Source organism: Chryseobacterium sp. IHB B 17019 (assembly GCF_001456155.1).
Lineage (GTDB): Bacteria > Bacteroidota > Bacteroidia > Flavobacteriales > Weeksellaceae > Chryseobacterium.
On record NZ_CP013293.1, the window covers coordinates 1936448 to 1953166 of the forward strand.

Sequence of the window (16719 nt, forward strand, 5' to 3'; positions counted from 1 at the left end):
TAATACTTTTTTAAACACAAATGATCACGAATATTCCACTAATAACCACAAAGAAAAATATACATCTCGTTTGTCATTCTGACGAAGTAAGAATCTCTATAAAACATTAAAGTTAATATTATTAATAGATCCTTCAATCCGCTTCACACTTTCAGAATGACACAAACGCGAAAAAATTTCTAATTAATTTAAATCTTGTCCTCCACAATCACTTTTCGATGTTCCCTACCCCAATTAATCATTTCTGAAATAATTTTTCCGAAAGTTCTGCAATATTCCGTTGGTTCGTATTCAATTAAGACGGGCGTTTCAGGATAAACATTTCGTTTCAACAGCTTGTTTAATTCCATGTCTTTTAATTCTTTTGAAAGCATTCTTGTTGTAATTCCGGGGATGCTTCTTTCAATTTCACGGAACCGTCTGTTGCCATTACAAATTGAGTTGATAACAGGAATTCTCCACTTTCCACCGATGAAATAAAGGGTGTCTTGCAATGCTCTCAATTCTTCAGTTTGATCTCTTTCCATGTCTGCAAATTTAAGTGATATAATTGATGATACTGATATACTCTGTGATACTGATTACAAAAGTATATCAATTTGAAATAACTTTGTCAAAAAAATTTAAAGAAATGAAATTTAATAACAAATTAGCCATCGTAACAGGTGGAAACAGCGGAATCGGATATTCAACCGCAAAAGAATTAATAGCGGAAGGCGCAAAAGTAATTATTACGGGAAGAAGAAAAGAAGCCATAGAAAAGGCAGCGAAAGATTTGGGAGCAATTCCTTTTGTGGCAGATCAAGGAAAATTAGAAGATATCGAATCTTTGAAGACAGAAGTTGAAAATCGATACGGAAAAGTTGATATCCTATTTATCAATGCAGGAATCACAGGAAGTTTAGGATCAATTGAAAACATGACTGCAGAAAACTTTGATAATGTGATGAATATTAATTTTAGAGGAGCTTATTTCACTTTAAGCAAATTTACTCCTCTATTAAATGACGAAGCTTCGGTTGTCTTTTTATCTTCAAATGTTGCAACAACTTATAAGCCAAACAGCTCGGTTTATCAGGCAAGTAAGGCTGCTTTGAACTCTATTGCAAAAACAGCAGCTGCAGAATTAGCTTCAAGAAAAATCCGTGTCAATATGGTAAGTCCCGGACCTACAAAAACAGAAATTATGACTAAGGCCGGACTGGATGAAAAAACACTGGAAGGTCTTGATGAATGGCTGATCGATTTAATTCCGTTGAAAAAAATGGGAACCGCAGAAGATGTAGCGAAAGCAGTTGTCTATTTATCAGACAACAATATTGCAAGCTTTATGACAGGAACCGAAATTCTGATTGACGGCGGGATGATACTATAAGATGGAAGAATTGAGCTGGGTGCCGGGGAGTTTTAATGATTTACAAAATCTCCCTTCTTCCATCATCCAGCTCCTAACCTTTTTAATTCCCAAAATTCCATTTTCACCTTTCGATTTGTCCGGTTCACCCAATTTCTCATTTCAAAATTTCCTTTAAGCCTATACTTTTGAGCCATAAAAATAAATCATTATGGACTCAGTAAAGAAAAAAAGAAACGTAAAACCCATTGCCATAGTATTTCTGGCAGTTTTAGGCATCTTTGTAGGATTGCAGTTTTTCAACCAGCCTTTGGAGGGAAAAGCTGTTCCTAAAAAAATAGAAGCACCGCGAGAAGTTTTGGCAATTTTGGAAAACTCTTGTTTTAATTGTCATTCAAACCAGCAAAATTTAAGCTGGTATGATAAAATTGCTCCGATCTCATGGGCGGTAAATAAAGATGTGGAAAGAGCCAGGGAAGTTTTGAACTTCTCGGAATGGAACTATTCTGCAGGCGAACATCAGGGGAAAATGTACGCCATTTTAAACATGATGCAAAGCGGAAAAATGCCGCTTCATGAATATACCTTGCTTCATCCCTCTGCAAAAATTACTACAAAAGATATTGAAACGATTAAAAAATATACGCTTTCTTTATCAAGTTTAAATCCATCAAAAAAGGAGGAGAAAAATATTCATCAGAATCTTAATTTACCGGAAAATAATATAAAATCAAAATTCCCGGTTTCACCAAACGGCGTGAAGTATACGGACGATTTTAAAAACTGGAAAGTCATCAGTATGAGCACGCTGTTTGACAATTCAATTCGTGTGATTTACGGAAATGATATTGCAGTAAAGGCAGTTGAAACAGACAATTTTCACCCGTGGCCGGAAGGAAGTATCGTCGTAAAATCAGTTTGGAAACAGCAGGAATTACCTGATGGTGAGATCAGGCCGGGAGAATTTGTTAATGCTCAGTTTATGGTAAAAGATTCAAAAAAATATACCGATACGGAAGGTTGGGGATTTGCCAAATTTTCAGGAAAAGACCTTCATCCGACAGGAAAAACAGCCTCATTCGCCAAAGAATCCTGCATCGCCTGTCACCGACAATTAGCCGAAAAAACAGGATTTTTATTCGATGTTCCAATGAAAGTAAATACCGAAAGATTAATTAAAAACCTCCAGAAATAATGAAAAAAATAGTATTCATCATTATGTCAGTTTGTGCTTTATTCACCGCATGTAAAATTGATGAGCCAGATAAAGATTTAAAACGTGTAGTTTTTGATCCAGGAAATTTAAAATTCATCACAAACTCATTGAATCCGAAGAAAGAAACAATGTCTGCCTTGTATGGAAATCAGGAAGCTCTGGAATCTTTGACAAATGAAAATAATCAACCAAAAGCAAATTCTGAATTTAAATTAGTCACATGGAAATATCATGATAATCCACAATACATCGGAGGGACAATAACAGGAGAACTATTAAGTACTGAAACTCTTCAAACCGATAAAAACGGTAAAATTACTTATCAATTTAAAAATAATTTAAGAACCGAAAATAATCCATCAAATAAAGAAGAAAGAATAAAATATTTCATGAGTTACAAACCTGTCGTAAGACCATAATAATAGCAAATCGAAGTAGCAATCTGGAGTTGAGAAATCGGCTCCAGATTTTGTGAAATGAAATATGAATAATCAATTCGCTTCGCTTGTGAATTTTTTTCACTTATAAATTTACAATTGCCTTGCGCAAGCAAAATTCACAATTCACTACTAAATTTAAAGCATTTTACATAACTTAACATCTTTAAAATCCAACGTTGTAATGCAGCAACAAAAAATAAAAATCTCGCAAGCCGTTATCTGGGTAAGCTCCATATTTTTAGGGGTCTTATCGTCGGTTCCGCAACTCGCCTCCCATGCTTTTAATTGGGAAGAAGCCATTGTAAATTCGGCTATTACCGCTGCTTTTTCCATCATCATGTGGTACGTTAACATCTATATGCTCAACCGAAATCCGGGTAAAAAAAGGCAACAAATTTCATATTCGAGATTATTGATTGTTTTGGCTTTCGGGATGGTGATCATGTTCGGTCTGGCATGGATTCAACAGCTTATTTTGTCGCATATCAATTTTGGCCCAACCATGCTGATGGTCGAGGTTCGCGGGATTTTAATCAATCTTGTCTGTTATATGTTTTTGACATTGCTTCAAAATAATTATACAGGACAGCAAGTTCGGCTGGAACTTGAAAAAGTGAAAAGTGATAATCTGGGTGCACAATATGAATTATTAAAGCAGCAAATAAACCCGCATTTCCTGTTTAACAGTTTAAATACTTTAAAATCAATGGCTGAAACAAATGACTCAGAAACCGTGGATTTCATTATGAAACTATCTGATTTTTACCGTTTTACATTAGAAAGTAGAAAATTAGACCTTATTACTGTTCAGGAAGAAATGAAAATTGTTGATTCGTATCTTTTTCTACAAAAAGCCCGTTTTGGTGAAGGAATTACATTTACCAACGAATTAAATAGTGAAGTTTTAAAAACACTCATTCCGCCTTTTACCTTACAGTTATTGGTTGAAAACTGCATTAAGCATAATATTGTTTCACAAAGTAAGCCCTTGCATATAAAAATTTACAATTCTGAAAATAAAATTATTATTGAAAATCCTGTTCAGAAAAAAATGGTGACCGAAGATTCCTTGGGAGTTGGGCTTGACAATGTGAAAATGCGCTACAAGCATCTACTGGAACAGGAAATAGAAATTAATTCAGACGAAAAAATATTTCAAATAAAACTACCTTTCATCCATGAATATCATCATCATTGAAGACGAATTTAGAGCAGCAAAATCCCTTCAGAACTTAGTATTAGAATTAAAACCGGAAGCAAAAATTATTGGAGTTTACGACAGCATAGAAATGAGTGTCGAAGGTTTGTCAAAGGACATTAAACCTGATTTAGTTTTTATGGATATCCAGTTGTCAGACGGGCTTTCCTTTGAAATTTTCAAGCAGGTTGAAATCACCTGTCCGGTGGTTTTCTGTACTGCTTTCGACCAATATATGCTGGATGCTTTTAAAAGCAAAGGTATTGATTATGTACTAAAGCCATTTTCCCGTGAAGACATCGCTGAAGCATTGAGAAAAGTGGACGAGTTAAAAAAATTCTTTCAGAAAAATGAGTTACCGGATTTGGAATCTTTACTGAAAAATATTAACCAAACACAATCGACAAAGAGTAATTTTTTAGTTTTTAAAAATCAAAAATATACGACAGTTCCTACGGAAAATATTGCTTATTTTTTCATTCACAATGAGATCACGCATCTCATGACTTTTGATAAAGAACAGTTTCAGTTGAGTCAATCTTTAGGACAAATTGCCGAACAGGTTTCTGATAAACAATTTTTCAGGATTAACCGACAATACTTAATAAATTTCAAAGCAATTAAAGAAATGGAGCATTATTTTCAGCGTAAAATTTTAGTTAAATTAACCATTGAGACTCCTGAAAAACTACTGATCAATAAAGAAAAAACACACAGTTTCTTCACTTGGCTGGAGGATCGCTAACCTCAAACTTCCACCTCCGGACTTCCATCCAAAAAACTTCAAGTTTATAAAATACAGGTTCACCACGCATTTTGTCCGGTTGAACCTTTTTTGTATTCTTTTGCCCCGAAAAGATATCTACTTTTGAATCAAAATTAAAAGAAATGGTACTAAAAAATCTAATAGGGACAGCAGTTTTCGTAGCTTTAATGTTCACGTTTTCCGCTTTTGTTTACAAGAATAAAACCGTAGAATCTCATCCGAAAACTCCGGTAGAATACAAAGGTTTTGCGGTTTTGGAATTGTTCACTTCCGAAGGCTGCTCAAGTTGTCCACCCGCAGATCAGCTGATGGGAGAGATCGAAAAACAATACAAGGATCAACCTGTTTATATTCTCGCTTATCATGTAGATTATTGGAATAATTTGGGTTGGAAGGATAAATTCAGCAGTGTAGAAAATTCTCAGAGACAGCAGTATTACAGTAAAACATTAAGTTCACAGGTTTACACTCCGCAATTGGTTGTCAATGGTAAAAAAGAGTTTGTAGGTTCAGACCGAAATTCGATTGAAAATGCAATTGAAACGGCATTATTGAATTCTAAAAATATTCCCATTCATTTATCCGCAAAAATTTCCGGGAAAGAAATTAATGTAAACTATAAATCGGAAGAAAAGAATTCACAAAACAAACTTCTCATAACATTAGTTGAGAAAAAATCTTCAACAAATGTACAAAAAGGTGAAAATGAAGGCCGTCATTTACAGCATTGGCAGATTGTTCATCATCAAAATCAAATTTCTTTAAAAAATTCTTCAGAAGGAATTACGAGTTTCAGACTTCCTGAAAATTTCAACACTAATGATTGGGACATTATCGGGATGGTTCAGAATGTGAAAACTGGAGAGATTTTGGGTTCTGCAAAAGCGTTTTAAACACAAGCAACACAAATATCTTCACAAATAAACACTATTAAAATCCGTGGAAATTAGTGATAACATTTGTGTTGCTTGTTTAAAATTCAATTCAAATAAATAAACATCAACAACTTAAAACAACTAAAAAATGAAAACAAAAACAACAAAAATCATCTATTGGTCGGGAGCAATTTTTATGTCATTATGGTTTGGAGCAAGCGGCTTCTTTGAACTGACAAAAAATCCAGTAGTTTGGGATATTACCCAGCAATTAGGCTATCCATCGCATTTTATCTACATTTTGGGTGTATTTAAATTAACAGGAATTTTGGTTTTATTACTTCCAAACAGATTATTAAGATTGAAAGAATGGGTTTTTGCAGGAATGTTTTTCGATATTATTTTCGCATTCTTTTCAAAAATCGCAGTACTTGGCTTTCCGGCAACAATTGATGCGATTGTAGCATTTACGGTACTTTCGGTAACATACTTCATGTTTAGAAAATTATACACTCCAGAGCTTATTTTTGGCGAAATTTAATTTCATTAGATTAAAGTAAAAAATAAACATTCAACGTCATACTTATAGTGCGACATTCAACTTTTCATGCATTCTTATGTTAAAAATAAATCCTCTCATTGCTGGGAGGATTTATTGTTGAAATTTATGTGTAGAAAAAATATAAATTGAGATTAAGGTTAAGGTAAAAAGTTGAGGCTGATTTTTAAATCTTTCAATTTAGGCATGTGCCTTTCTTAATTTAATCATACTTAAAATAAAAAGCCCTAAAACTCCCAACACAAAATATCCTTCCGCAACCTCCAATTGCATCTGAGGTCTGATCACTGCTACAATTCCATAGCTGATCGCAGAGGTAATGATGAAAGCAACCCCACCCGTTAAACCACCGGCAATTCCGGCAGAATTCGGGAACCTTCCGATACAGTACGAAAAGTAATTATTAAAGATAAATCCGGCAGTAACGTGAATTAAAAATGCAAAAGCAACCAGGCTGTAAATATTATTTGAAAAATATGAAGCAATAAACATTAAAATGATTAAAAACAACTGGATAAAATTGGCATAACGGATTTTAGGCAAAAACGCTTTATTAATTAATGCTTTTCCTAAAAACCCTCCCGTCATCCAGGCAAATCCCAGAATCAACGAAACATAACCGGCAACCACTTCAGAGTAGCCCATTTTATGTTCAATAATGAAAGAACCGCACAAATTAAAGAACATAATCATCGAATAGCTCAATCCGCACATGACCATTCCGTAGAAGAAATCTTTTGCTTTAAACATAGAATCATATTCTTTCAACAGAAACTCAAGATGAAAAGGATTTCTCTTTTTTAAAGTTTCACCTGAAAATATAAACTCCAATAGTAAAAGCAATAAACTATATCCGGCGAGAACATAAAAATTAGACTGCCATCCGAAAATTTTCTGCAAATATCCACCGATAAAAGGCGCAATAATAGGCCCCACCGACCACACAATTGTCATAATGCTGAGATAATGCTTCCGCTGATCTCCTTCATAAACGTCCACAAAAAACGCCCGCTTCGAAACTACCGCAAATCCGGACAAAATTCCCTGTAGCACGCGCATCGCATAGATCACAAAGATATTTTGAGTCGTAGCTGTAATTAAAAATGAAACCACAAATAAAGCCAGTGAAATCATTGAAACCCGGTATCTTCCGAATGAATCGACAATACTTCCGGCAAAAAACTGTGTCAATCCATAACTGATTAAAAATATGGATAAAGTAAGCTGGATATTGCTTTCCGGCTGATGCAGCTCTGTCGCCATACTCGGCATTGAAGGCAGATAAATATCCGTCGCCAACCCAGACATCGGAATAACAGCAAATGCTAAAATTGTAGCAATAAATTTATTTTTTTCTTTAAGTGTAACCATTCCTGTCATTAAATCTTTTCATGAAAAATTCAAATTCCTGATAATATTTTTCAGGAATTGAATTGATAGTTTATCTTTAATTATTTACTAATTTCATCGAACCTTCATTATACCTTTCACCCACATTCGGATATTTTTTCAGAATAGAATTGATGGTTTCTAAATCTGACTGTGAGAGCTCGATATTAATGGCCTCTACATTTTCTTGCAGATATTTTATACGTTTTGTTCCCGGAATCGGAATGATGTCATCTCCCTGACTTAAGACCCAGGCCAACGCCAATTGAGTTCCTTTAACACCTTTAGACTGTGCAAATTCATTAAATTCTTTTGCTAAATTCCTGTTATTTTCAAGGTATTCTTCCTGGTAACGCGGTAACGATTTTCTAAAATCTTCATCACCAAGATTCTGAACATTATTGATATTAGAGAAAAGCCCTCTCGCCAACGGAGAATACGGAACCAAAGTAATTCCCAGCTCTCTGATTGTCGGTAAAATTTTCTTTTCAACATCTTTGGTCAAAAGTGAATATTCTGACTGCAAAGCTGTAATTGGATGAATTTTATTCGCTTTTCTGATAGATTCTGCAGAAGCTTCTGATAATCCTAAATATCTTACTTTTCCGGCTCTTACAAGATCCGCCATAGCTCCCACTGTTTCTTCAACAGGAATATTCGGGTCTACTCTATGCGCATAATATAGGTCGATTTCATCAATTTTTAATCTCTGAAGACTGAGGTCAACAGCTTTTTTAATCCATTCCGGCGAGCCATCGAAATAAGTTCCCGGAGCACCGCTATGACTGGCTTTTCCGTCTTTAAATCTGAACCCGAACTTCGTAGCAATAAAAATTTTATCGCGATTCGGAACCAGAACTTTTGAAATCAGCTTTTCATTTTCTCCATTCGCATACATATCCGCTGTGTCCCAGAAGTTTACGCCTAAGTCCAATGCTTTATGTAATGTATTGATACTTTCCTGTTCGTCTGTAGGGCCATACGCAAAACTCATTCCCATACATCCCAAACCAATAGCAGACAACTGCTCTCCTGTGTTTCCTAATTTTCTAAATTTCATGATTTTTTGTGATTAAATTTAACATGACAAAATTATAACAGAGATTTTCCGGTTCCAATATAGAATTCAAACGAAGAATTATAAAATTCAAACAACGGAAGTTCTTACCGCATTGGGTGTTAATCCGGTCTGTTTTTTAAAATAATTCGTGAAATAAGCTGGTTCATCAAAACCCAATCCATAGGCAATTTCAGAGACATTCCAATCTGTGTGCTTCAACAAAGCATTGGCCTCCTGAATAATTCTTGAAGTGATCTGCTGAGTGGTTGTTTTGCCTGTAATCTCCTTCACAGAGCGGTTTAACGAGTTTACATGAATAGAAAGGCTTTCGGCATAATCCGTGGGTGTTTTCAATCTCAGATACCTTTCCGGGCTGTCGATTGGGAACTGTCTTTCCAATAATTCCATGAATAAAGAAGCTACTCTTTGTGAAGCGTTCTGGTAAGGTTCAAAATTCTCTGCAGGATGCATTTTTATCGTTTCGTGAATTAAGAGATGAAGATAAGCCCGAAGCATATCGTATTTATGCAGGTAATCCGACTGTATCTCGGTCATCATTTTAATAAAAATATCAGAAACCACTCTTTGCTGTACCTCATCAATAAAGAAAACCGGAGTTCCTCCAATCTTAAAAAGCGGCGAATCCTGAAGATTTCCAAAACGGTTTCCGTCATGCAAAAACTGCTCTGTAAAAAGGCAGAAAAACCCTCTCTGATCAGCATCTTCCGCTTCCCAGGAATAAGGAATGACAGGATTGGAAAACAGCAAAGCAGGTTTGTCCACATAAATCCACTTATCTGCGTAATGTAGTTTACCTTTTCCTATTATCAGGGATATTTTATAATAATCTCTTCTACTATAAGGTGTTATCAATGAACAATTGTCTCTCGTGAATACATTGAAATGCCCCACTCCGGGAGTTTTGATACACTGCAAAGAATTACGTTCATAAAAACCTTTTACTGTTTCTTTAAATTCCATGAATCAAAATTATAAAATTCAAACAAATCTACCTCATAAAATAATCACAATTGATAAAATAAAAAATGACCGGTCCTGAGACCAGCCATTCAAAGTTGAAGTGTATAGTTGTTGATAATTGATTTAATGATGTCCTTTTCCCTGTTTTCCTTTATGGACTTTTGCTTTTTTGTCCATATGCTTGTACCGCTTATCATTATTTTTGTTCTTGTTGTAATAAGCTACCGGATTTTGACCTTTATAATATTTGTTTTTAAATTTCAAATATTTGTCATTCCCTAGTATTCTTTCCAGCTCTGCATATCGCTCAGTTCTCCATCCATCGGGATTGCGTACATATACCCTGTTCCAGGAATCATAATCGCGATATCTGTCATTTAATGCATAAATCTGATTCGCCTGTACTGTTGTTAACACAAGATCTACAACTACATTTTGCCAGTTGACATCTGTAATGCTTCTTCTGTAATCATTGTAATAATCAGACTGCGCATACGAGAAACTAAAAGTTCCTACAAGCATTGCCATTAATAATAGTTTTTTCATATTGCCTTTTTTTAAAAAAATTAAGTTACACTTTAATTTCCAATTAAAATGCCAAATTGCTTTTTAACATTCCCAATCTTTGTTAAATACTCTATTATTCATGAGAATATTTGAAATATTTCTCATTTTCATGGAGCGCTATTACAAATGTTTCAAACGAAGCTATCATAATTCTGCTATTTATCTCAGCACATATTTCGATGTTGGGATTCGAAATTATTATTAATTATTTTAAAAAATTAATTTTTAATTTGTAATTTTAAAAAGAGAAAAGTTCTCAAAACCATTCTTTCAATCACCAAAATCTGAATATTATGGAAAATATAAAATTTGAAATATCTCCATATCAGGACGAATTGCAGATATTAATTGATGAAAAAAAGGCAGGCTATATGTCTATCGAGATAGATGGCAGGCTGCTGATTGTCTATTACACCAAACTGGATGAGGAACATGAAGGTAAAGGATATGCCAAAATATTATTGGATGAATTGGTGCGGTATGCCGAAGAAAAAGACCTGATGATTGATCCGGAATGTGATTTCGTAAGACAGCAATTTGAGAATCATCCAGCGAGATATAAAGATATCTGGCACGCCTAATATTCCCACCAGGCTTTAAATTGGTTGTCTGATTTGTTCAGATCGACAGGCTGACCGATCAACGGAGTCAATATATTCAGATTTTTTTGTTTTCCCAGGCTTGTTACCCTTTCCAGAGGCTCATTCCACGCATGAAGAGCCAATGCAAATTTAGAAGAATGGACGGGAATAATATTCTTTGCCTTTACATCAATACTCGCCTGAATGACATCTTCCGGCAGGGCATGAATGTATTTCCAGGCCTTATTGTACTGTCCGTTTTCTATGATTGCATAATCGAACGGGCCGTATGTATCGCCAATCATTTTAAAATGGGTATCGTAGCCGCTGTCACCTCCTAAAAATAGCTTTTTGGTTGGGGTTTCCAAAACGTAAGACGTCCAAAGTGTAACATTTCTCTTCATTTTTCTTCCCGAAAAATGCCTTGCCGGAGTAAAGATTATTTTAATATTGTTCTTTAAAACCGCTTCTCCACCCCAGTCTTCTTCAATCAACTGTTCCGTTTTATAGCCCCATCGTTCCAAATGTGCACCGACTCCCAAAGGTAAAATCACTTGCTTTACCTTGCTTTTAATAGCCTTTACCGTAGGATAATCCAAATGGTCGTAATGATCGTGGGTGATGACCAGATAATCAACAATCGGAATATCCTCAGGCTTAAAAATATCCGCTCCGGAGAAAGCTTTATTGAAAAATTTAAAGGGAGAACCATACGAACTCAAAACAGGATCCACCAAAAATGAAACTCCATCGGTCTGAATATAATAAGAAGAATGTCCCATCCAGATGAAAACATCCTGATCTTTCGGAAGATTTTTAAGGTTTGTATGAATGGATGGAATTGTTTTTAAAGGTTTTATAAGCGGATTTTTTTTCTTAAAAAAGAAATCATATATCACTTTTGTCATACTGTAACCCTCTGCCAATGAAGGTGTATAACTGAGATTCTGAAACTGATTGTCTTTATAATTCTTCGATTGCTGCATCCTTTCCAGCCTTTTACCTTTTGCTTCAGCCCCAAAAACCGGACGGTTGGTAATAATTAAATATAAGGCTATTAAAACAGCTATTACTATAATTGTATAGATCATTTCTTAAAAAATAAGTTTAAATGTATGACTTTAATATAATATGACGATTGGAAACTGACAAACCTTTATTTTTAACTAAAATTATAATCAATTTTGAATAATTTATCATTGATTTCATTTCGGAATTACTTAAAACTCTTTAATTTAGCACCCGAAAAACAAAAGTGCGAAAGAATTATTTTATATTATTTTTGCTTCTTATTATTATAACTTCCTGTGCATCAGTGAGAAGACATAATGAGCAAAGGGCATCCTGTATTCAGCCGGAAAAGTTGAAAGAGGATGTAGATTTTGCTTATACAAAATTGAAGGAAATGCATCCACAGCTGTACTGGTATATTTCTAAAGAAAATCTCGATCATAAGTTTGACAGCATCAAGCAGACTATCAATGAGCCGCTTACCCCGCTTCAGTTTTATTTTAAATTACAGCCCGTAATTGCGGATATTCGTGAGGGGCACCTTTCTTTAAGAATTCCCCGGAAAAAGTTTACTCCTAAGGAAATCAAGCAATTAGAAAATAAGAAAGGCATGTTCAGCCGTTTTGAATATTATGTGGAAAACGATCGTCTTTTTATTATCGAAAATAAAGATTCCATTGAAAACATAAAGCCCGGAACTGAAGTCCTGACAATCAACGACATTCCCATTTCCGAATATCTGAAAAAATACAGAAGACTGGTAAGCAGTGATGGATTTAATACTACGTTTCAGTCGTATTTTCTAAAGGATTGGTTTTTCTATTTTTATGTTGCCGAAAACGGATTTTCTGATCACGCCAAAATCGAAACGCTTTATAATGGTGAAAGAAAAACATTCCAGTTAAAAAGAGAAACAAAATCTGAAACCGAGATTAAAAAAGATAAAGAACTTGAAAAACGAACTGCTGAGAAAAAAGTCAACGATTATGTAGCTTTTAATAATTCTTATAACCGTAATTTTAGATTTATTGACGAAAATAAAACCATTGCTTACATTAAAGTAAAAAGTTTTTCAAAAGATTATTCTGAAAAATTTTATAAAGAAACCTTTGAAAAGATTAAAAATTCAAAGTCTTCTTACCTCATCATCGATGTACGGAATAATTATGGAGGTTCTCTTGATGAGATTAATAATTTATACTCCTATCTTACTTCCGATCCGTATGTCCTGATAAAACCATCACAGGTGACTTCAAAAATAGCTCCCTTGAAAACCAGCTATTTCAGACAGAGTAATTTTTTCCAGTATGCATACAAAAGCCTTACATATCCTACTTTCTTTTTTGCGCAGACATTCAGCACCTACAAAAAAGACGGAAAAGTGTATTATAAAATGAAGGCTGATAAAACCGCAAAGCCTAATAAAGATACTTTCAACGGGAAGATTTTTGTTCTGATTAACGGAGGCAGCTTTTCAGCGTCGTCGATTTTTACTTCTAAACTTAAAAACGATAAAAGAGCTGTGCTTGTAGGTGAAGAAACCGGAGGCGCCAATGACGGGACAGTTGCGGGATTTTATTCTTATCAGATATTACCGAACTCAAAAATCAATCTACCGGTCGGATTACTTCTGGTACAGCCGAATATTACTTTTACACATACCCGAAAAGGCGTAATTCCCGATGTATCAATTACTGAAAAAATGCAGGATATTCTTGATAAAAAAGATCCTCAAATGGAATGGATCCTTAATGAAATTGAGAAGGAGAAAAATCAAAATAAATAATTGTAATGGTTTCGGGGTTTCGGGTTACGGGCCAAAGGCCCGCAACCCGAAACCCCGAAACCTATCTTTTTAATTCCATTAAAAGATTCTCTATCTGCTTGATATATCTTCCGTAAAACTTATCAAACCAGTATCTTCCGAATACAAACAATGAGAAAAGCCCTACAATGAGCGTACCTATTAAAGTCGTTGCAATCCTAAGATCTGACAATGGCTGTCGGTGGGGAATAAATTCCAGTACTATAATTAATTCACAGACCAGAAAAGGAGCAAAAGCCAGGTAAAATGAGAGGTAGTACTGCTTATTCAGATTAAACTGATGCAGTAAATCCTGCAAGCTGTCATAGGTTTTCAACATTGTATTGCTCATATTTTTATACAACTTAAAAAACTGACTGTAAAAGAAAAAAGTTACAAAAACCATTGAAGCGATCAGGATTGTGATGTAAAATTTAAACTTGAACGGGGCCTCACATAAAGCAATTAATCCAAAGGCAAAAACAAAAATTCCAATGGTTGACCAAAATTCCAGGCGCATATTTTTACGTATTTTTTCTAGCGGAAGATTGATTTTATTTTTCTGCTCGATGCTGATTTCCGGTGTTTCTTCAAACGAATCGTCTTCGTTCCAGCTATTTTTTAGTTCATCTATATTCATTTTGATGTTATTTTACATTTAAAATATCTTTGAGTTTATTCTTTGCCCTGTTCATTTTTACGCGGACATTGCCTTCGGAAATTCCCATTTGTTCAGCAATTTCTTTTCCGGAGAAATCTTCGAGGTAATAGAAAATAAATGCTTTATCAATGGGACCTAACTGATGAATGGCGTTGTACATCGCATTCAGCTTTTCTTCTTTTTCATTGTCCGGTTCATCATTGGCGATTCTGTATTCGGTAAAATCATCATTCGCGATAAAGCTTCTCTTTTTTTCATTTTTAAGAAAAATAATTGCGGTATTGAGGGCTATTCTGTACATCCAGGTCGAAAACTGACTTTCACCTTTAAAATTCGGGTAAGCTTTCCAGATCTGATAGGTAATCTCCTGAAAAAGATCGTCGCGATCTTCTTTTTCATCCATATACATTTTAGAAATCTTAAAAATGATTCCTTTATGCTTCTCGATTTTTCCTAAAAATTCTTGTTCCAGTGAGGTCATGATTTCTTTAGTCTATGGAGTTAGTGTCAGTCTGAAAAAAATGTTACAGTTTTTTTTGTAAAATAATAAAAAAAGCCCGACAGAAGTACTCCGTCGGACTTTTATAGTCTAAAATTAGGAATTTAAATTAAAAAATATAATCTGTGCTCAGGAAATTAGAGTCATGATCCCTCACAATTGTATTTAACAATTTTTTATTGGAATCTGTCACTTTTGCTGCCACCAGAGACCTGATCGAGAACGAACGAAGCGCATCAAATACAGAAAGTGTACCTTCCGCGCTGTCTTTTCTTCCGGTAAACGGGAAAACATCCGGACCTCTCTGCGCCTGGCAATTGATGTTGACACGGCTTACCAGATTCACGAACGAATCAATTAATGTTGAAACTTCCCTCGGATCTTCACTGAAAATACTCACCTGCATCCCGTGATCTGCATTCACCTGATAATCAATCGGCTCCTCAATATCTTCAAATGGAACAACCGGAATTACCGGTCCGAACTGCTCTTCATGATACAATTTCATATCGTTATTAACAGGATAAACTACCGCCGGGAAAACAAAAGACTCTTCTGTAAATCCGCCATTTCCATTTAAAACTTTCGCTCCTTTCGCCAAAGCATCATCAATACATTCTTTTAGGTAAGGCGGCTTATTCACTTCCGGAAGCGGAGTGATTTTTACGTCTTTTTCCCACGGAAGCCCTGCTTTCATTGCGGAAACGGCAGCCGTCAGCTTTTGAGTAAACTCTTCGGCAACATCTTTTTGAACAAAAATTAGTTTAAGCGCCGTACAACGCTGACCATTAAAAGAAAGTGCACCCAAAATGCATTCACTCACCGCAACATCAAGATTGGCATGTTTCGTAACAATCGCTGCATTTTTTGCATCTAAACTTAAAATTGCTCTCAAACGATTCACTTTTGGATGCAGCTTTTTCAATCCGTTGGCTACTTTGCTGGAACCGATGAAAGCTAAAACATTCACTTTTCCGCTTTCCATAATCGGTGTGATGATTTCCGAACCTTTTCCGTACAAAGTATTCACAGTTCCTTTTGGAAAGGCTTCTTTGAATGCATTTAACAAAGGATAATGCGCCAAGACGCCGTGTTTTGGAAGCTTAAATAGAATAGTATTCCCCATAATTAAAGCGGGAATCAGCGTGGTAAAAATTTCGTTCAAAGGATAATTGAAAGGTCCCATGCTCAACACTACGCCAAGCGGCGCTCTCCTGATCTGGGCAATCGTGCCTTCCGCCTGCTGGAAACGGGAAGATTCGCGGTCAAGATCTTTCAATGCATCGATAGTTTGGTTAATATAATCTACGGTTCTGTCGAATTCCTTGGTAGAATCTCCCAGTGTTTTCCCGATTTCCCACATCAACAGCTTAATGACCAAATCACGCTGCTGAATCATCAGATAAACAAACTTCTGCATACATTTGATACGCCCTTCCACAGACATGGTCGGCCATTCTCCCAGTCCGTTGTCATAAGCTTTTACCGAGGCTTCCAGAACTTCCATTGCTTCTTTCGGACTGATGTTCGGGATGCTTCCCAATAGTTTTCTTTCCAGACCGTTTTCCGTACGAATACAAACCGGCGAATAGATATTCTGAACATCACCACTCCACTCTACCAGCTCACCGTTTAAAAGGTAAACTTTCTGATGGATTTCGGGAACTTTATATTCTTCGGGGATTTCGTTTTCGGATTTGAATATTTCATGAAACGATGGTGTCTTTGCTAATTCCATAAGTTTTTGTTTTTTTAATA

Annotated in this window: 18 protein-coding genes; 9 read left to right on the forward strand and 9 right to left on the reverse strand. The window is 35.3% G+C overall.

Annotated features, from left to right (window positions below):
- Nucleotides 1–188: 188 nt before the first annotated feature.
- Nucleotides 189–527, reverse strand: a complete 339-nt coding sequence (locus ATE47_RS08985; RefSeq protein WP_062161649.1) for a winged helix-turn-helix transcriptional regulator — start codon at nucleotides 525–527, stop codon at nucleotides 189–191.
- Between the two features lie 104 nt (nucleotides 528–631).
- Between ATE47_RS08985 and ATE47_RS08990 the strand changes: the two genes are divergently transcribed.
- From ATE47_RS08990 to ATE47_RS09020, 7 genes are all read left to right on the forward strand, one after another.
- Nucleotides 632–1375: an SDR family oxidoreductase gene (locus ATE47_RS08990; protein ID WP_062161650.1), complete on the forward strand. Its 744-nt coding sequence runs from the start codon at nucleotides 632–634 to the stop codon at nucleotides 1373–1375.
- 190 nt (nucleotides 1376–1565) lie between these two features.
- Nucleotides 1566–2549 (forward strand): heme-binding domain-containing protein, encoded by a 984-nt coding sequence (locus tag ATE47_RS08995; RefSeq protein ID WP_062161651.1) that lies wholly within the window; start codon nucleotides 1566–1568, stop codon nucleotides 2547–2549.
- Nucleotides 2549–2989, forward strand: a complete 441-nt coding sequence (locus tag ATE47_RS09000; RefSeq protein WP_062161652.1) for a hypothetical protein — start codon at nucleotides 2549–2551, stop codon at nucleotides 2987–2989. Before ATE47_RS08995 ends, ATE47_RS09000 begins: the two co-directional genes overlap by 1 nt.
- Before the next feature lie 202 nt (nucleotides 2990–3191).
- Nucleotides 3192–4208 (forward strand): sensor histidine kinase, encoded by a 1017-nt coding sequence (locus ATE47_RS09005; protein WP_062161653.1) that lies wholly within the window; start codon nucleotides 3192–3194, stop codon nucleotides 4206–4208.
- The gene (locus ATE47_RS09010) at nucleotides 4189–4953 is read left to right on the forward strand and encodes a LytR/AlgR family response regulator transcription factor (protein WP_062161654.1); all 765 of its coding nucleotides are present in this window, start codon (nucleotides 4189–4191) and stop codon (nucleotides 4951–4953) included. Before ATE47_RS09005 ends, ATE47_RS09010 begins: the two co-directional genes overlap by 20 nt.
- Nucleotides 4954–5096: 143 nt before the next feature.
- Nucleotides 5097–5867, forward strand: coding sequence for a DUF1223 domain-containing protein (locus ATE47_RS09015; RefSeq protein WP_062161655.1), 771 nt, complete (start codon nucleotides 5097–5099; stop codon nucleotides 5865–5867).
- Between the two features lie 130 nt (nucleotides 5868–5997).
- Nucleotides 5998–6390 (forward strand): DoxX family protein, encoded by a 393-nt coding sequence (locus ATE47_RS09020; protein WP_062161656.1) that lies wholly within the window; start codon nucleotides 5998–6000, stop codon nucleotides 6388–6390.
- 198 nt (nucleotides 6391–6588) lie between these two features.
- Here the strand turns inward: ATE47_RS09020 and ATE47_RS09025 are convergent, their stop codons facing one another.
- From ATE47_RS09025 to ATE47_RS09040, 4 genes are all read right to left on the reverse strand, one after another.
- Nucleotides 6589–7779, reverse strand: a complete 1191-nt coding sequence (locus ATE47_RS09025) for an MFS transporter (protein ID WP_062163501.1) — start codon at nucleotides 7777–7779, stop codon at nucleotides 6589–6591.
- A gap of 76 nt (nucleotides 7780–7855) precedes the next feature.
- A complete protein-coding gene (locus ATE47_RS09030; RefSeq protein ID WP_062161657.1) occupies nucleotides 7856–8857 on the reverse strand; it encodes an aldo/keto reductase in 1002 nt (333 codons plus the stop codon).
- Nucleotides 8858–8944: 87 nt separating this feature from the next.
- Nucleotides 8945–9838, reverse strand: coding sequence for a helix-turn-helix domain-containing protein (locus ATE47_RS09035; RefSeq protein ID WP_062161658.1), 894 nt, complete (start codon nucleotides 9836–9838; stop codon nucleotides 8945–8947).
- Between the two features lie 123 nt (nucleotides 9839–9961).
- Complete coding sequence (locus tag ATE47_RS09040; protein ID WP_150114806.1) at nucleotides 9962–10384, reverse strand: hypothetical protein; 423 nt, start codon at nucleotides 10382–10384, stop codon at nucleotides 9962–9964.
- 314 nt (nucleotides 10385–10698) lie between these two features.
- Here ATE47_RS09040 and ATE47_RS09045 point away from each other — a divergent pair, with 314 nt between their 5' ends.
- On the forward strand, nucleotides 10699–10986 hold the full coding sequence (locus ATE47_RS09045) for a GNAT family N-acetyltransferase (RefSeq protein WP_062161660.1): 288 nt from the start codon (nucleotides 10699–10701) through the stop codon (nucleotides 10984–10986).
- Here the strand turns inward: ATE47_RS09045 and ATE47_RS09050 are convergent.
- Nucleotides 10983–12077, reverse strand: coding sequence for an MBL fold metallo-hydrolase (locus ATE47_RS09050; protein ID WP_062161661.1), 1095 nt, complete (start codon nucleotides 12075–12077; stop codon nucleotides 10983–10985). The genes ATE47_RS09045 and ATE47_RS09050 overlap by 4 nt on opposite strands.
- A gap of 224 nt (nucleotides 12078–12301) precedes the next feature.
- Between ATE47_RS09050 and ATE47_RS09055 the strand changes: the two genes are divergently transcribed.
- A complete protein-coding gene (locus ATE47_RS09055; RefSeq protein WP_228376345.1) occupies nucleotides 12302–13783 on the forward strand; it encodes a S41 family peptidase in 1482 nt (493 codons plus the stop codon).
- A gap of 61 nt (nucleotides 13784–13844) precedes the next feature.
- Here the strand turns inward: ATE47_RS09055 and ATE47_RS09060 are convergent, their stop codons facing one another.
- The 3 genes from ATE47_RS09060 to ATE47_RS09070 form a co-directional block, all read right to left on the reverse strand.
- Complete coding sequence (locus ATE47_RS09060; protein WP_062161663.1) at nucleotides 13845–14441, reverse strand: hypothetical protein; 597 nt, start codon at nucleotides 14439–14441, stop codon at nucleotides 13845–13847.
- Between the two features lie 7 nt (nucleotides 14442–14448).
- Nucleotides 14449–14943, reverse strand: a complete 495-nt coding sequence (locus ATE47_RS09065) for an RNA polymerase sigma factor (protein WP_062161664.1) — start codon at nucleotides 14941–14943, stop codon at nucleotides 14449–14451.
- 127 nt (nucleotides 14944–15070) lie between these two features.
- Nucleotides 15071–16699, reverse strand: coding sequence for an NADP-dependent glyceraldehyde-3-phosphate dehydrogenase (locus tag ATE47_RS09070; RefSeq protein ID WP_062161665.1), 1629 nt, complete (start codon nucleotides 16697–16699; stop codon nucleotides 15071–15073).
- Nucleotides 16700–16719 lie beyond the last annotated feature (20 nt).

Coding starts and splice junctions, on each gene's coding strand:
- ATE47_RS08985 (WP_062161649.1), bottom strand. CDS start 527: ATGGAAAGAGATCAAACTGAAGAATTGAGAGCATTGCAAGACACCCTT.
- ATE47_RS08990 (WP_062161650.1), top strand. CDS start 632: ATGAAATTTAATAACAAATTAGCCATCGTAACAGGTGGAAACAGCGGA.
- ATE47_RS08995 (WP_062161651.1), top strand. CDS start 1,566: ATGGACTCAGTAAAGAAAAAAAGAAACGTAAAACCCATTGCCATAGTA.
- ATE47_RS09000 (WP_062161652.1), top strand. CDS start 2,549: ATGAAAAAAATAGTATTCATCATTATGTCAGTTTGTGCTTTATTCACC.
- ATE47_RS09005 (WP_062161653.1), top strand. CDS start 3,192: ATGCAGCAACAAAAAATAAAAATCTCGCAAGCCGTTATCTGGGTAAGC.
- ATE47_RS09010 (WP_062161654.1), top strand. CDS start 4,189: ATGAATATCATCATCATTGAAGACGAATTTAGAGCAGCAAAATCCCTT.
- ATE47_RS09015 (WP_062161655.1), top strand. CDS start 5,097: ATGGTACTAAAAAATCTAATAGGGACAGCAGTTTTCGTAGCTTTAATG.
- ATE47_RS09020 (WP_062161656.1), top strand. CDS start 5,998: ATGAAAACAAAAACAACAAAAATCATCTATTGGTCGGGAGCAATTTTT.
- ATE47_RS09025 (WP_062163501.1), bottom strand. CDS start 7,779: ATGGTTACACTTAAAGAAAAAAATAAATTTATTGCTACAATTTTAGCA.
- ATE47_RS09030 (WP_062161657.1), bottom strand. CDS start 8,857: ATGAAATTTAGAAAATTAGGAAACACAGGAGAGCAGTTGTCTGCTATT.
- ATE47_RS09035 (WP_062161658.1), bottom strand. CDS start 9,838: ATGGAATTTAAAGAAACAGTAAAAGGTTTTTATGAACGTAATTCTTTG.
- ATE47_RS09040 (WP_150114806.1), bottom strand. CDS start 10,384: ATGAAAAAACTATTATTAATGGCAATGCTTGTAGGAACTTTTAGTTTC.
- ATE47_RS09045 (WP_062161660.1), top strand. CDS start 10,699: ATGGAAAATATAAAATTTGAAATATCTCCATATCAGGACGAATTGCAG.
- ATE47_RS09050 (WP_062161661.1), bottom strand. CDS start 12,077: ATGATCTATACAATTATAGTAATAGCTGTTTTAATAGCCTTATATTTA.
- ATE47_RS09060 (WP_062161663.1), bottom strand. CDS start 14,441: ATGAATATAGATGAACTAAAAAATAGCTGGAACGAAGACGATTCGTTT.
- ATE47_RS09065 (WP_062161664.1), bottom strand. CDS start 14,943: ATGACCTCACTGGAACAAGAATTTTTAGGAAAAATCGAGAAGCATAAA.
- ATE47_RS09070 (WP_062161665.1), bottom strand. CDS start 16,699: ATGGAATTAGCAAAGACACCATCGTTTCATGAAATATTCAAATCCGAA.